General features: G+C 72.5%; 13 protein-coding genes. 8 read left to right on the top strand and 5 right to left on the bottom strand.

Annotation, left to right across the window (positions count from 1 at the left end):
• Positions 1 to 61: 61 nt before the first annotated feature.
• Complete coding sequence (locus tag AB0G17_RS24605) at positions 62 to 2,455, bottom strand: Tex family protein (protein ID WP_361386684.1); 2,394 nt, start codon at positions 2,453 to 2,455, stop codon at positions 62 to 64.
• Between the two features lie 66 nt (positions 2,456 to 2,521).
• The gene (locus tag AB0G17_RS24600) at positions 2,522 to 3,385 is read right to left on the bottom strand and encodes a hypothetical protein (RefSeq protein ID WP_361386681.1); all 864 of its coding nucleotides are present in this window, start codon (positions 3,383 to 3,385) and stop codon (positions 2,522 to 2,524) included.
• 123 nt (positions 3,386 to 3,508) lie between these two features.
• On the opposite strand from AB0G17_RS24600, the gene AB0G17_RS24595 reads away from it, so the two are divergent.
• Together AB0G17_RS24595 and AB0G17_RS24590 are read left to right on the top strand one after the other, a co-directional pair.
• Positions 3,509 to 4,471 carry a GlxA family transcriptional regulator gene (locus tag AB0G17_RS24595; protein ID WP_361386678.1) on the top strand — a complete coding sequence of 321 codons (963 nt, stop codon included), beginning with the start codon at positions 3,509 to 3,511 and terminating at the stop codon, positions 4,469 to 4,471.
• 71 nt (positions 4,472 to 4,542) lie between these two features.
• Positions 4,543 to 5,178, top strand: a complete 636-nt coding sequence (locus AB0G17_RS24590; RefSeq protein ID WP_361386675.1) for a DJ-1/PfpI family protein — start codon at positions 4,543 to 4,545, stop codon at positions 5,176 to 5,178.
• A 19-nt stretch (positions 5,179 to 5,197) separates the two neighbouring features.
• On the opposite strand, the gene AB0G17_RS24585 is transcribed toward AB0G17_RS24590, so the two are convergent.
• Positions 5,198 to 5,953, bottom strand: a complete 756-nt coding sequence (locus tag AB0G17_RS24585) for an enoyl-CoA hydratase/isomerase family protein (RefSeq protein WP_361386672.1) — start codon at positions 5,951 to 5,953, stop codon at positions 5,198 to 5,200.
• A gap of 281 nt (positions 5,954 to 6,234) precedes the next feature.
• Between AB0G17_RS24585 and AB0G17_RS24580 the strand changes: the two genes are divergently transcribed.
• Complete coding sequence (locus AB0G17_RS24580; protein ID WP_361386669.1) at positions 6,235 to 6,735, top strand: ATP-binding protein; 501 nt, start codon at positions 6,235 to 6,237, stop codon at positions 6,733 to 6,735.
• On the opposite strand, the gene idi is transcribed toward AB0G17_RS24580, so the two are convergent.
• Together idi and AB0G17_RS24570 are read right to left on the bottom strand one after the other, a co-directional pair.
• Positions 6,710 to 7,303, bottom strand: a complete 594-nt coding sequence (gene idi / locus AB0G17_RS24575; RefSeq protein WP_361386666.1) for an isopentenyl-diphosphate Delta-isomerase — start codon at positions 7,301 to 7,303, stop codon at positions 6,710 to 6,712. The genes AB0G17_RS24580 and idi overlap by 26 nt on opposite strands.
• A gap of 190 nt (positions 7,304 to 7,493) precedes the next feature.
• Positions 7,494 to 8,435: a cation diffusion facilitator family transporter gene (locus AB0G17_RS24570; protein WP_361386663.1), complete on the bottom strand. Its 942-nt coding sequence runs from the start codon at positions 8,433 to 8,435 to the stop codon at positions 7,494 to 7,496.
• 448 nt (positions 8,436 to 8,883) lie between these two features.
• Between AB0G17_RS24570 and AB0G17_RS24565 the strand changes: the two genes are divergently transcribed.
• Genes AB0G17_RS24565 through AB0G17_RS24545 form a run of 5 tightly spaced genes read left to right on the top strand, consistent with a single transcriptional unit; the run spans position 8,884 to position 14,140 of the window.
• Positions 8,884 to 10,719: a DUF5941 domain-containing protein gene (locus AB0G17_RS24565; protein ID WP_361386902.1), complete on the top strand. Its 1,836-nt coding sequence runs from the start codon at positions 8,884 to 8,886 to the stop codon at positions 10,717 to 10,719.
• The gene (locus tag AB0G17_RS24560) at positions 10,716 to 11,453 is read left to right on the top strand and encodes a phosphocholine cytidylyltransferase family protein (protein WP_361386660.1); all 738 of its coding nucleotides are present in this window, start codon (positions 10,716 to 10,718) and stop codon (positions 11,451 to 11,453) included. The genes AB0G17_RS24565 and AB0G17_RS24560 overlap by 4 nt, the downstream gene beginning before the upstream one ends.
• On the top strand, positions 11,441 to 12,502 hold the full coding sequence (locus AB0G17_RS24555) for an iron-containing alcohol dehydrogenase family protein (protein ID WP_361386657.1): 1,062 nt from the start codon (positions 11,441 to 11,443) through the stop codon (positions 12,500 to 12,502). The genes AB0G17_RS24560 and AB0G17_RS24555 overlap by 13 nt, the downstream gene beginning before the upstream one ends.
• The gene (locus tag AB0G17_RS24550) at positions 12,480 to 13,259 is read left to right on the top strand and encodes a CDP-alcohol phosphatidyltransferase family protein (RefSeq protein ID WP_361386654.1); all 780 of its coding nucleotides are present in this window, start codon (positions 12,480 to 12,482) and stop codon (positions 13,257 to 13,259) included. The genes AB0G17_RS24555 and AB0G17_RS24550 overlap by 23 nt, the downstream gene beginning before the upstream one ends.
• Positions 13,256 to 14,140, top strand: coding sequence for a glycosyltransferase (locus tag AB0G17_RS24545; protein WP_361386651.1), 885 nt, complete (start codon positions 13,256 to 13,258; stop codon positions 14,138 to 14,140). Before AB0G17_RS24550 ends, AB0G17_RS24545 begins: the two co-directional genes overlap by 4 nt.
• The last annotated feature ends 47 nt before the right edge of the window (positions 14,141 to 14,187 follow it).

Below are 14,187 nucleotides of genomic sequence, written 5' to 3'. Positions count from 1 at the left end.
TGACCGAGGCGGCCGCGGCGGCGCCCCGTCCCCGGGTCGCCGCCCCGCCCCGTCACCCCCGTCAGCGCCCCCCGCGCCCCTTCGGGTCCAGCAGGCCCGCCTTGCGCAGCGCGTCCGCCATCGCCCCGTTCGCGGGCGGCGGCGGTGCCTGGCGGCCACGGTCGCGGTCGCCGCCCCGGCGCTCGCCCCCACCGCCACCACGGCGTGGCTGCTGGCCCTGGCGCTGCTGGGGCGGCCGCCCCTCCCGCTTCGGCCCGCCGCCCGGGGTGCCCGCTTCGTCGTCGAGCCGCAGCGTCAGCGAGATCCGCTTGCGCGGCACGTCGACGTCCATGACCTTCACCTTGACGATGTCGCCCGGCTTGACCACCTCGCGCGGGTCCTTCACGAACGTCTTGGACAGCGCCGACACATGGGCGAGCCCGTCCTGGTGCACGCCGATGTCGATGAATGCGCCGAACGCCGCCACGTTCGTCACCACGCCCTCCAGCACCATCCCCGGCGCCAGGTCGCCGATCTTCTCGACGCCCTCCTTGAAGGTCGCCGTCTTGAAGGCGGGCCGCGGGTCGCGCCCGGGCTTCTCCAGCTCGCGCAGGATGTCCGTGACGGTCGGCAGGCCGAACGTCTCGTCCACGAACGTGTCCGGCCGCAGCGACCGCAGCACCGCCGTGTTGCCGATGAGCGCCGCCACCTCGCTCCCCGTCGAGTTCACCATCCGGCGCACCACCGGATACGCCTCGGGGTGCACGCTGGACGAGTCCAGCGGGTCGTCGCCGCCGCGAATGCGCAGGAAGCCCGCACACTGCTCGTACGCCTTCGGGCCCAGGCGCGCCACGTCCTTGAGCGCCTTGCGCGAGCGGAACGGGCCGTTGGCGTCGCGGTGCGCCACGATGTTCTCGGCGAGCCCGGCCCCGATGCCCGAGACGCGCGAGAGCAGCGGCGCGGACGCGGTGTTGACGTCCACACCCACGCCGTTCACACAGTCCTCCACGACCGCGTCGAGCGAGCGCGAGAGCTTCACCTCGGAGAGGTCGTGCTGGTACTGGCCGACGCCGATCGACTTGGGGTCGATCTTCACCAGCTCGGCCAGCGGGTCCTGGAGGCGGCGGGCGATGGAGACCGCGCCGCGCAGCGACACGTCCATGTCCGGCAGCTCCTGGGAGGCGAACGCCGAGGCCGAGTACACCGAGGCGCCCGCCTCCGACACCATCACCTTGGTGAGCTTCAACTCGGGGTGCTTGGTGATCAGTTCACCGGCGAGCTTGTCGGTCTCGCGGGAGGCTGTGCCGTTGCCGATGGCGATCAGCTCGACCGCGTGCTCCTTGGCGAGCCCCGCCAGCTTGGCGAGCGCCTGGTCCCACTTGTTCGCGGGGACATGCGGGTAGATCACGTCCGTCGCCACGACCTTGCCCGTGGCGTCCACGACAGCCACCTTCACGCCCGTACGGAACCCGGGGTCGAGCCCCAGCGTCGCGCGCGTGCCGGCCGGGGCGGCGAGCAGCAGGTCGCGCAGGTTCGACGCGAAGACCCGCACCGCCTCGTCCTCGGCGGCCGTGCGCAGCCGCAGCCGCAGGTCGATGCCGAGGTGGACCAGGATCCGGGTGCGCCACGCCCAACGGACGGTGTCCGCCAGCCACTTGTCGCCGGGCCGGCCCCGGTCCGCGATGCCGAAGCGGCGCGCCACCATGTTCTCGTACGCCGAAGGGCCGGGCGCGGCCGCTTCCTCCGCGGAGGCCTCGGGCTCCAGGACGAGGTCCAGGACCTCCTCCTTCTCGCCGCGCAGCATCGCGAGGACGCGGTGCGAGGGCAGCGCCGTGAACGGCTCCGCGAAGTCGAAGTAGTCGGCGAACTTGGCGCCCGCCTCCTCCTTGCCCTCGCGCACCTTCGCCGCGAGGCGGCCCTTGCTCCACATCCGCTCGCGGACCTCGCCGATCAGGTCGGCGTCCTCGGAGAACCGCTCGGTGAGGATGGCGCGGGCGCCCTCCAGGGCCGCCGCCGGGTCCGCGACGCCCTTGTCGGCGTCGACGAACGCGGCCGCGGCGGCGAGCGGCTCCACCGACGGGTCGGTCAGCAGCCCCTCCGCCAGCGGCTCCAGGCCCGCCTCGCGCGCGATCTGCGCCTTGGTGCGCCGCTTGGGCTTGAAGGGCAGATAGATGTCCTCGAGGCGCGCCTTGGTGTCGGCGGCGCGGATCTGCCGCTCCAGCTCCTCGGTGAGCTTGCCCTGCTCGCGTACGGAGTCGAGGACCGCCGTGCGGCGGTCCTCCAGCTCGCGCAGATACCGCAGCCGCTCCTCCAGGGTGCGCAGCTGGGCGTCGTCGAGCATCTCGGTCGCTTCCTTGCGGTAGCGCGCGATGAACGGCACGGTCGACCCGCCGTCGAGCAGCTCGACGGCGGCCTTCACCTGCCGCTCCCGTACGCCGAGTTCCTCGGCGATCCTGCCTTCGATGGACGTCGTCACGATCCCGTACCGCCTTCTCGCAGAGCTTGAGGCGCCATTGTGGCAGGCGGCACCGACAATCGTCGGTCAGCCCTTGCCGGTGAGGTCGGCCGGGAACGCGCCCGCCGCCACCGCCGTCATCAGGAAGCCGCGGGCCAGCTCGGTGAGACGGGCCACGCCGTCCGCGCCGAGCAGCTCGTACGGGGCGAGGTCGAGGCGGTCGGTGCGGTCCTCCAGCTCGGCGCGGAGCGCGGTGCCCGCCTCGGTCAGCTCGCCCTCGGCGTCCAGGATCCCGCGCCCGCGCAGCCGGTCGGCCGCCGCCTCCCAGTCGGCGCGCCGCCAGCCGCGCGAGGAGATCACCCAGCGCGGCGCCATGCCCTTGCCGGTGGCGGTGTGGCTGACCAGCGCCTCCAGCGGGTCGAGCCCCGCGTCGAGCAGGGCCATGAGGTGGCCGTCGCCCCGGTGCTCGCGCAGCAGCGTCGCCGCGTGCCAGTACGCCAGGTGCGGCTCCTCGGGCACCGGCAGGTCGGCGTGGGCGGCGTACAGCGGCCGGGCGTGCCGGGTGCAGCCCTCGGCGGCCCGCAGCGCCAGGCGCGCGGCCTCGGCCATCTCCGGGGAGGCCACCACCTCTTCGCCGAGGAGGCGGCGCAGGGTGGTGTCGGCGGCCCGCAGTCGGGCGGCGAGGACCGCTTCGGGGGAGGCGATGTCCCAGACGGCGGGCACGTGCAGGGCGACCAGCTCGTGGTTGAAGTTGTAGAAGGTGGCGGTGACCGTGCCAGGACCGACCGCGCCCATCGCGGCGGCGCGTCCGGCGAAGTAGGACGCGCGCTCGTCCTCGATGCCGATCTCCGCGAGCTCCTTGGAGAAGTCGGGGGAGAAGTACACGGTCGAGTGCAGCGGGTTGACGGAGTTGTGACAGCGGCGGCCTGCGCGCGGCGGAAGAGACGTCATACCGGCAGGTTACCGACTGGTCGGTACGGCGTGAAGCCCTGGGGCGGATCGGGCGCGCCGTGGCAGGAAAGGTGGGGTACTCGTCATTGCGGCCACCGTGGGGCGCCCCGAAGAATCAGGGGCATGGCACAACGAACGGTCCTCATCGTCCTCTTCGAGGACGTCCAGAGCCTGGACGTCACCGGTCCCATGGAGGTCTTCACGGGCGCGGGCCACTTCGCCGAGGCCGTCGGCGACGAGTACCTCGTCCGGACCGCCTCGCTGGACGGCGGCCCGGTCCGCAGCTCCAGCGGGCTCGTCCTCGTCCCGGACTCCGCCCTCGACGCGGCGCCCGGGCCGCACACCCTGCTGGTGCCGGGCGGCCGGGGCACCCGCGACCCGGACCCGGCCCTGATCGGCTGGCTGCGCGAGCACGGCCCCCGGGCCGAGCGGTTGGTCTCCGTCTGCACCGGGGCCGCGCTCCTCGCGGAGGCGGGGCTGCTCGACGGACGCCGCGCTACCACGCACTGGGCGTACTGCGAGTCCCTCGCGCGCCGCCACCCGAAGGTCACCGTCGAGCCCGACCCCATCTACGTACGCGACGGGAACGTGGCCACCTCGGCGGGCGTGACGGCCGGCATCGACCTCTCCCTCGCGCTTGTCGAGGAGGACCTGGGGCGCGAGGCCGCGCTCGCCGTGGCCCGGCACCTGGTGGTGTTCCTGCGCCGCCCCGGCAACCAGGCCCAGTTCAGCGCCCAGCTCTCGGCCCAGACCGCCCGGCGCGAACCGCTGCGCGAGGTGCAGCACTGGATCACCGAGCACCCCGGCGCGGACCTCTCGGTGGAGGCGCTGGCCGCCCGTGCCCGGCTCTCGCCGCGCCACTTCGCCCGCGCCTTCCAGGCGGAGACCGGGACGACGCCCGGCCGCTATGTCGAGCGCGTCCGCGTCGAACACGCCCGGCGGCTGCTCGAAGACACCGCCGACGGGGTCGAGGAGATCTCCCGCACGTGCGGCTACGGCACCCCGGAGGCGATGCGCCGCGCCTTCGTCAGGGCCCTGGGAACCGCGCCCGCCGAGTACCGACGCCGCTTCCACCCGGCCAACTGACACCCCGTCAGAATCGTCCACTGTCAGATCCACACGCCGTCAGGACCATGCACCGTCACGAGAGGAACCCCATGCAGATCGCCATCCTGCTCTACGACCGCTTCACCTCGCTGGACGCCGTCGGCCCGTACGAGATGCTCTGCCGCATGCCCGACACCGAGACGGTCTTCGTCGCCGAGCAGGCCGGGCCCGTGACCAACGACAAGGGCAGCCTGCGCATCCTCGCCGAGAAGACTCTCGACGAGGTGCGCACCCCCGACGTCGTGGTCGTCCCGGGCGGCCCCGGCACCCGGGAGGCCCTCCGCGACGAGGCCCTGATCGGCTGGCTGCGCGCCGTCGACGCCGCCACCACCTGGACGACGTCGGTGTGCAGCGGCTCGTTGCTGCTCGCGGCGGCCGGGCTGCTGAAGGGCCGGCGCGCCACCACGCATTGGCTCGGCTACGACACCCTGGCCGCGTTCGGCGCCGAGCCGACCGGCGAGCGGGTGGTCACCGACGGCAAGTACCTCACCGCCGCCGGGGTCTCCTCCGGCATCGACATGGGGCTCACCCTGGTCGGCCGCCTCGCGGGCGACGAGTACGCGCAGGCGGTACAGCTGCTGACCGAGTACGACCCGCAGCCGCCCTACGACGCGGGCTCGCCCGCCAAGGCCCCGGCCGAGCTGGTGGCGAGGCTGCGGTCGGGCGACCACGCGGTCGTGGCGTAACCCGGCCGCGCGGGCCGCCTCAGCCCGAAGCGGTCCAGCCGAAGCGCGGGGCCCTGCGCTCCAGGAACGCGGCGACGCCCTCGGCGGTGTCGCCGCTGCCGCGCGCCTGCTCCCTCCAGTACGCGTCCCGGTCGGTGCGGCCGTTCGCGAACTCCTTGGCCGAGGCCTGCGTCAGCTGCGAGCGGGCGGTGAGGACGCGGGTGAACTCGCCCACCCGCTTGTCCAGTTCACCGGCCGGCAGCACCTCGTCCACCAGGCCGGTCCGCAGCGCCCGCGCCGTGTCGATCAACTCGGCGGAGAACAGCAGGTACTTGGCGGCCGAAGGCCCCACCAGGGCGGCCAGGCGCCGGGTCGAGGAGGAGGCGTAGACGATGCCGAGCTTGGCGGGCGTGATCCCGAACGAGGCGCCCTCCTCGGCGAAGCGCAGGTCACAGGCGGCCGCGAGCTGACAGCCGCCGCCCACGCAGTAGCCGCGCACGGCGGCCAGCGTCGGCTTGGGGAAGGCCGCGAGCGCCTCCTCGGCCGCCACCGCGAGCGACTGGGGGTCCCCGTCCGGCCCCGGCGCGCGCAGCGAGGAGATGTCCGCGCCCGCGCAGAACGTCGGTCCGGCGCCGGTCAGCACCAGGGCCCGTACGTCCGGGTCGGCGGCCAGCCCGTCGAGCAGCGGCGGCAGCGCCCGCCACATCCCGGCCGTCATCGCGTTGCGCTTGGCGGGGTTGCTGATGACGACGGTGGCCACCCCGTCCGCCACGGTGTGCTCCAGCTGCGGCTCCATGCGCCGGATGCTATCCGGGCGGGCCGCTCCTGTGATCAAGAGGGGGCGGACCGACACCGGCCTCCGGGAGCCCGAAGCCGTACCGCAGACACCCCCGCAAGCCGTGGCAAAGCCGTCAGGCTGCGATCAGGGACGCTTTGAGAAGTGACATCGGCGGGCGATGGCGATCAGAAGGCGTCGATACGCGCTGACTTCTGTTCAGCTGGGCGGTGTCGACCATCCCACTCCCAACACTCGTTACCAAGAGCCTGACAGCCGAGTGCGAGGGTGGGTGCCGGAACATGGAGATCCGCGGGAGCGTGCCACCCGACGCCGCACCGGCCAGGCCGTTCCCGTACGAGGGAGTCTGGCGCTTCACGGCCCCCGCGGTCGACGCCTCGGTCCCGCAGGCCCGGCACGCCGTGCGCGACCTGCTGCACCGCCAGGGCGTGCCCGTCCACGACGACCTCGTCCAGGGACTGCTCCTGATCGTCTCCGAGCTGGTCACCAACGCGGTCAGACACGCGGCCTTGCTCTCCCCCCAGGTGGCCGTGGAGGTCGCCATCGGCGCCGAGTGGATCCGGGTCTCGGTGGAGGACAACCACCCCTACCGCCCCAAGGCCCTGGAGACCGACTACGGGCAGACGGGCGGGCGCGGACTGCTGCTGGTGCGCGAGATCACCTGTGAGGCGGGCGGGGCCTGTGACGTCGAGCAGACCGCGAGCGGCGGCAAGATCATCTGGGTGGCCCTGCCGCTGGCGCCGGTCCCCGGTGCGGTCACCAGCCCGCGGCAGGCCCCGTGAGCTCCCGGACCGCGGGCCGGGCCGCGTCCAGGACCGTCATGAACCACGCGGAGAACGGGGCCCGCTCGTGCAGCGCGGCCAGCTCCTGCGGCGAGACGAAAGCGGTCTCGTAGACCTCCTCCGGGTCCGGCCGCACCGGCGCCTGCACCAGGCCGACGAAGAGGTGGTTGTACTCCTGCTCCACCAGGCCCGAGTCCGGGTCCGGGTGGTTGTAGCGGACCGTGCCGCCCTCGGCGAGCAGCGAGGGCGAGACACCCAGCTCCTCGTGGGTGCGCCGGGCGGCGGCCGCGAAGGGGGACTCGCCGGGGTAGGGGTGCCCGCAGGCGGTGTTCGACCAGACGCCGGGGGAGTGGTACTTGCCGAGCGCGCGGCGCTGGAGCAGCAGCTTGCCCGTGGGGTCGAAGAGGAAGACGGAGAACGCCCGGTGCAGCTTGCCGGGGGCCTGGTGGGCGGAGAGCTTCTCCGCGGTGCCGATGGTATTGCCGCTCTCGTCGACCAGTTCGAGCAAGATCTCTTCGGCGGTCCCGTTCGACGAGCTGCTCGCCGTAGTGGCTGGTGTGGTCGGCATAACCATCCTTCGCTTCGGTCCTCGGCTGCCAAGTCTGCCGTACAAAAGCGGCGTGTCCGCACTTCGACGGGCGGCGCATGTCCGTAATGCGTCGGGTGCGCGACACCACTGAAGAAGGGATCGTGCCCAGCCGCGCCGGAGCGGAATCATCGAACATGCGAGCGAGTTGGGGGCTTCGGTGCCGTGCCGGTCAGTGGCAGAGCCGGGCCTCGTGGGCCGCGTGGCCGCTCGGCTCCAGCTGGAAGGTGCAGTGCTCCACGTCGAAGTGATCACCCAGGCAGCCCTGCAGATCGTGCAGCAGCTTCTCGTGGCCCACCGAGTCCAGGACCTCCTGGCTGACCACCACATGGGCCGAGAGCACCGGCATCCCGGAGGTGATCGTCCAGGCGTGCAGGTCGTGGACGTCCTCGACGCCCGGCAGGGCCACGATGTGCGCCCGCACCTCGCTCATGTCGACGCCCTTGGGTGCGGCCTCCAGGAGCACGTTCAGCGTCTCCCGCAGCAGCTTCACCGTACGCGGGACGATCATGAGGCCGATCACCAGCGAGGCGATCGGGTCGGCGGCCTGCCAGCCCGTCGTCATGATGACCGCCGCCGAGAGCAGTACGGCCACCGAGCCGAGCGCGTCCGCGAGCACCTCCAGGAAGGCGCCGCGCACATTGAGGCTCTCCTGCTGGCCCTTGATCAGGAGCGAGAGCGAGACCATGTTGGCGACCAGACCGATCAGGCCGAAAACGATCGTCGTGGGGCCCGAGGTGTCAGCTGGCTCCATGAACCGCTGGACCGCCTCATACAGCACGTATCCACCGACACCGAGCAGCAGCAGACAGTTGGCGAGCGCGGCCAGGATCTCGGCGCGGGCGTAGCCGAACGTCCGGTTGTGGCCGGCCGGGCGGTTGGCGAAGTGGATGGCCAGCAGCGCCATCGCCAGCCCGAGCGCGTCCGTCGCCATGTGCGCCGCGTCCGCGACCAGCGCCAGCGAGTCCGCGAGCAGCCCCCCGACGATCTCCACCACCATCACGCCCAGCGTGATGCCCAGGGTCACCCGCAGCCGCACCTTGTACGCCGCCGCGGCCGTCCCGGTGGGCGGCGGCCCGCCGTGGGTGTGCCCGTGGTCGTGCCCAGCGCCCATGGAAGGCCACCTCTCAGACGGTCGGCAAGGATGTGCGATCTGCGTACGAGGGGTCAGTGAACTACGGGCGGGGGGTATGGGGCAACACGGCACTGAACACCGTTGTCATATGCCCTGACCTGCGGAAACGCCATCCGCGCCGAGTTCGTACGTCATTCGCACAGGCGTCGCAGGTCAGAGCGGTGCACGGCCGTCCGCCGCGGCGCGGAGCCCCGGGAGCGGCGGACGGGGGGCGGTTTGTGGGGCGCGGCCTTGATCGACGATGATGATCCACGCGGCAACCCCCTGCCGCAGGGCCCGATCGGGGCGTAAACAGGCGATGAACTCCCGGTTCCACGCATCCGATAGCCTCCCGATAGCCTCTGCCGACGTGCCGCCCCGCCGCTTGTTTCCGGGCCGGGCCGCGCCGTCGGACATCAGCCATGCCAGCTCCAAGGAGTGAGTTCGTCTGTCGACCGCCATCCTGACCGGCCTGCCGGTCCCCGGGTCGCAGCTCGGGCCCGAGCTGCGCTCGCTGGGCTTCGACGTACGGTCCGCCCAGCGGCCCGAGGACCTGCCCGGCCTGCTCGCCGAGGTTCCGTCCGGTGAGCGGGTCGCCCTGGTCGACCCGTCCTTCGTGGGCCACACGCACGCCCTGCGCCTCGCCCTGACCGACCCCCGGTTCCCGGCGGCGGCGGTCACCGGTGCCCTGGCGGTCCAGGCGGAGGCCCGCCCCGCGCTCACGCGCGCGCTCGCGGACCTCACCGGGCCCGCCGCTCCGGCCGCCGCGGGCGCCTCGGTCGCCGTGAACGCCCCGGCCACCGGCGCCGGCGTCCTCACCGACCGCGTCGCCTCCGCCCTGGAGGACGGCGGCGTAGCCGTGCACCGCCCAGAACTCGGCTCGCTGGTGGCCACCGTGCCCGCCGGGCCCGAGGCCGGCTTCGCCGCCCGCAAGGCCGTGGACGCCGTGGACGACGAGGCCGTCCGGCTGCGGACGGCGGTGAAGTCCCGCGACGGGTTCTTCACCACCTTCTGCATCAGCCCGTACTCGCGCTACCTCGCCCGCTGGTGCGCCCGCCGGGGCCTCACCCCCAACCAGGTCACCACCGCCTCGCTGCTCACCGCGCTCATCGCGGCCGGCTGCGCGGCGACCGGGACCCGGGGCGGCTTCGTCGCGGCCGGCGTGCTGCTCCTCTTCTCCTTCGTCCTGGACTGCACCGACGGGCAGCTCGCCCGCTACTCGCTCCAGTACTCCACGCTCGGCGCCTGGCTGGACGCGACCTTCGACCGGGCCAAGGAGTACGCGTACTACGCGGGCCTGGCGCTGGGAGCGGCCCGCGGCGGCGACGACGTGTGGGCGCTGGCGCTCGGCGCGATGGTGCTCCAGACCTGCCGCCACGTCGTGGACTTCTCGTTCAACGAGGCCAACCACGACGCCACGGCCAACACCAGCCCCACCGCCGCCCTCTCCGGCAAGCTCGACTCGGTCGGCTGGACGGTCTGGGTGCGCCGGATGATCGTGCTGCCGATCGGCGAGCGCTGGGCGATGATCGCGGTCCTCACCGCCGTCACCACCCCCCGCACCGTCTTCTACGTGCTGCTCATCGGCTGCGCGTTCGCGGCGACCTACACCACGGCCGGGCGCGTGCTGCGCTCGCTGACGCGCCGGGCGACCCGGACGGACCGCGCCGCTCGGGCGCTGGCGGACCTCGCGGACAGCGGACCGCTCGCGGAGCTCCTCGCGAAGGCGGCACGGGTGCGGGGCGCCTGGACCGCGCCCGTCCTCGCCCTGCTCGGCGCGGCCGCCGTGGTGGCCGCCGCCCTCACCCAGGACCTCGACGGCCCGTACGTGATCGTCGGCGCGGCGGTGTACGCGCTGTTCGCCTCGGCCGCCGTCTCCGCCCCCCTCAAGGGCGCCCTCGACTGGCTGGTGCCGCCCTTCTTCCGGGCCGCCGAATACGGCACGGTCCTGGCGCTGGCCGCCCGCTCCGAGGTGGACGGGGCCCTGCCCGCGGCCTTCGGACTGGTCGCGGCGGTCGCCTACCATCACTACGACACGGTCTACCGCATCAAGGGCGGCTCCGGCGCGCCGCCGCGCTGGCTGGTGCGGCTGGCCGGCGGCCACGAGGGGCGGACGCTGGTGGTCGCGGTGCTCGCGGCGGCCCTCGCCGACCGCGGCACGGACTTCACCCTGGCGCTCACCGCCCTCGCGGTAGCCATCGCGCTCCTGGTGGTCGTGGAGTCCATCCGCTTCTGGGTGTCCTCCGGAGCACCCGCAGTACATGACGAAGGAGAACCCGCATGATCGGCCTCGTACTCGCAGCCGGTGCCGGACGGCGTCTGCGCCCCTACACCGACACGCTCCCGAAGGCCCTCGTGCCCGTCGACGGCGACACCACGATCCTCGACCTGACCCTCGGCAACTTCGCCGAGATCGGTCTCACCGAGGTCGCGATCATCGTCGGCTACAAGAAGGAGGCCGTCTACGAGCGCAAGGCCGCGCTGGAGGCGAAGTACGGCCTCACGCTGACGCTGATCGACAACGACAAGGCCGAGGAGTGGAACAACGCCTACTCCCTGTGGTGCGGCCGTGACTCGATCAAGCACGACGTGATCCTCGCCAACGGCGACACCGTGCACCCGGTCTCCGTCGAGAGGACGCTGCTCGCCGCCCGCGGCGACGGCAAGAAGATCATCCTCGCCCTCGACACGGTGAAGAACCTCGCCGACGAGGAGATGAAGGTCATCGTCGACGACGAGAAGGGCGTCCAGAAGATCACCAAGCTGATGGACCCGGCGAGCGCCACCGGTGAGTACATCGGCGTCACCCTCATCGAGGGCTCCGCGGCCGACGAGCTCGCCGACGCGCTGAAGACCACCTTCGAGCGCGACCCCGACCTCTACTACGAGGACGGCTACCAGGAGCTCGTCAACCGCGGCTTCACCATCGACGTCGCGCCGATCGGCGACGTCAAGTGGGTCGAGATCGACAACCACGACGACCTCGCGAAGGGCCGTGAGATCGCGTGCCAGTACTGACCCGGCTCATCCCGTCGCCGGTCGTCGTCGACATCAGCAGGGGCGCCCTGGACGGCCTGGCGGGCCTCCTCGCCGACCAGCGGATCTCGGCCTCCGGCAAGCTGGCGATCGCCGTCAGCGGCGGCTCGGGCCAGGCGCTGAGCGAGAAGCTGGCGCCGGTGCTCCCGGGCGCCGACTGGTACCCGGTCGCGGACGGCACCATCGACTCGGCCGTGCAGCTCGCCGACGACATCAAGGGCAAGCGGTACGACGCGGTCGTCGGCCTGGGCGGCGGCAAGATCATCGACGTGGCGAAGTACGCCGCGGCGCGGGTCGGGCTGCCCATGGTCGCGGTCGCCACCAACCTCTCGCACGACGGCATCTGCTCGCCGGTCTCGACCCTGGACAACGACAACGGCCGCGGCTCCTACGGCGTGCCCACGCCCATCGCCATGGTCATCGACCTCGACGTCATCCGCGAGGCCCCGGTCCGGTTCGTCCGCTCGGGCATCGGCGACGCGATCTCCAACATCTCCGCGATCGCGGACTGGGAGCTCTCGCACCAGGTCAACGGCGAGCCGGTGGACGGCCTGGCCGCCGCCATGGCCCGTACCGCGGGCGAGTCGGTGCTGCGCCACCCCGGCGGCGTCGGCGACGACGAGTTCCTCACGGTGCTGTCCGAGGCCCTGCTGCTGTCCGGCATCGCCATGTCGATCAGCGGCGACACCCGCCCATCGTCCGGCGCCTGCCACGAGATCAGCCACGCCTTCGACCTGCTCTACCCCAAGCGCTCCGCGCTCCACGGCGAGCAGGTCGGCCTCGGCGCCGCCTTCGCGATGCACCTGCGCGGCGCCGCCGAACAGGCCGGTCTCTTCACGGAGGTACTGCGGCGGCACGGCCTGCCGGTGCTGCCGGAGGAAATCGGCTTCTCCGCCGACGAGTTCGTCCGGGCGGTGGCCTACGCGCCGCAGACCCGGCCGGGCCGTTTCACGATCCTGGAACACCTCAACCTGTCCGCAGCCCAGATCAAGGACGCTTACGCCGACTATGCAAAAGCCATCGGTAGCTGAACTCCGCCCGGTCGTGCACCCTCCGGGCGTCAAGGACCGGCGGAGCGGCGAGCACTGGGGGGGCCGGCTCTACATGCGCGAGGTCTCCCTGCGCGTCGACCGGCATCTGGTGACCACGCGGGTCACGCCCAACCAGCTGACCTACGTGATGACCGTAGCCGCCGCCCTCGCCGCACCGGCCCTGCTGGTGCCGGGGATCTGGGGCGCCGTGCTCGGCGTGGTGATGGCGCAGGTCTATCTGCTCCTGGACTGCGTCGACGGCGAGGTCGCCCGCTGGAAGAAGCAGTACTCGATGGTCGGCGTCTACGTGGACCGGGTCGCCGCCTATGTCCTCGACGCCGCGGTGCTCGTCGGCTTCGGCCTGCGCGCCGCCGACGTCTGGGGCTCCGGGCGGATCGACTGGCTGTGGGCCTTCCTCGGCACCCTCGCCGCCCTCGGCGCCGTCCTGATCAAGTCCGAGACCGACCTCGTCGGCGTCGCCCGTCACCAGCAGGGCATGCCGCCGGTCAAGGAGGCGGCGTCCGAGCCGCGCTCGTCCGGCGTGGCGCTGGCCCGCAGGGCCGCCGGTGCGCTCAAGTTCCACCGGCTGATCCTCGGCATCGAGGCGTCCCTGCTGATCCTGGTCCTGGCGATCGTGGACCACGTACGCGACGACCTGTTCTTCTCCCGGCTCGGCGTCGCCGTCCTCGCGGGCATCGCGCTCCTGCAGAGCGTGCTGCACCTGGTGTCCATCCTCGCCTCCAGCAGGCTCAAGTGAGCGCCCCGGTGAAGGTCGGCGCGGTCGTCATCACCATGGGCAACCGCCCCGAGGAGCTGCGCGCGCTGCTCGACTCGGTCGCCAAGCAGGACGGCGACCCGGTCGAGGTCGTGGTGGTCGGCAACGGCGCCCCGGTCCCGGACGTCCCGGCGGGCGTGCGGACCGTGGAGCTGCCCGAGAACCTGGGCATCCCGGGCGGGCGCAACGTCGGCATCGAGGCGTTCGGCCCGTCCGGCGCCGAGGTCGACATCCTGCTCTTCCTCGACGACGACGGGCTGCTGCCGAACACCGACACGGCCGAGCTGTGCCGTCAGGCGTTCGCCGACGACCCGGAGCTCGGCATCGTCAGCTTCCGCATCGCGGATCCGGAGACCGGGGTCACCCAGCGCCGCCACGTCCCTCGGCTGCGCGCCTCCGACCCGATGCGCTCCTCGCGCGTGACGACCTTCCTGGGCGGCGCCAACGCCGTACGCACCAAGGTCATCGCCGAGGTCGGCGGGCTGCCCGACGAGTTCTTCTACGCCCACGAGGAGACCGATCTGGCCTGGCGGGCGCTGGACGCCGGCTGGATGATCGACTACCGCGCGGACATGGTCCTGTTCCACCCCACGACGGCGCCGTCCCGGCACGCGGTCTACCACCGGATGGTGGCCCGCAACCGGGTCTGGCTGGCCCGGCGCAATCTGCCGGCCCCGCTGGTCCCCGTCTATCTGGGGGTCTGGATGCTGCTCACGCTCGCCAGGAAGCCCTCCGGGCCCGCCCTCAAGGCGTGGTTCGGCGGCTTCAAGGAGGGCTGGACCACTCCCTGTGGTCCGCGCCGCCCCATGAGGTGGCGTACGGTCTGGCGGCTGACCCGGCTGGGCCGTCCGCCCGTCATCTGACACTCTCGGGTCTGAGCACTTCGGGTGTGGGCCATCCGGCCCTGGGC

This window comes from Streptomyces sp. NPDC023838 (genome assembly GCF_040639555.1).
GTDB lineage: Bacteria > Actinomycetota > Actinomycetes > Streptomycetales > Streptomycetaceae > Streptomyces.
The sequence above is the reverse complement of the archived record's forward strand: the minus strand, read 5'-3'. Positions and strand labels throughout refer to the sequence as shown.

Bases quoted from the DNA above. Each gene is read 5' to 3' on its own strand.
- AB0G17_RS24580 (WP_361386669.1), top strand. From the start codon at position 6,235: ATGGAGATCCGCGGGAGCGTGCCACCCGACGCCGCACCGGCCAGGCCG.
- AB0G17_RS24570 (WP_361386663.1), bottom strand. From the start codon at position 8,435: ATGGGCGCTGGGCACGACCACGGGCACACCCACGGCGGGCCGCCGCCC.
- AB0G17_RS24600 (WP_361386681.1), bottom strand. From the start codon at position 3,385: ATGACGTCTCTTCCGCCGCGCGCAGGCCGCCGCTGTCACAACTCCGTC.
- AB0G17_RS24550 (WP_361386654.1), top strand. From the start codon at position 12,480: ATGCAAAAGCCATCGGTAGCTGAACTCCGCCCGGTCGTGCACCCTCCG.
- idi (WP_361386666.1), bottom strand. From the start codon at position 7,303: ATGCCGACCACACCAGCCACTACGGCGAGCAGCTCGTCGAACGGGACC.
- AB0G17_RS24585 (WP_361386672.1), bottom strand. From the start codon at position 5,953: ATGGAGCCGCAGCTGGAGCACACCGTGGCGGACGGGGTGGCCACCGTC.
- AB0G17_RS24560 (WP_361386660.1), top strand. From the start codon at position 10,716: ATGATCGGCCTCGTACTCGCAGCCGGTGCCGGACGGCGTCTGCGCCCC.
- AB0G17_RS24590 (WP_361386675.1), top strand. From the start codon at position 4,543: ATGCAGATCGCCATCCTGCTCTACGACCGCTTCACCTCGCTGGACGCC.
- AB0G17_RS24595 (WP_361386678.1), top strand. From the start codon at position 3,509: ATGGCACAACGAACGGTCCTCATCGTCCTCTTCGAGGACGTCCAGAGC.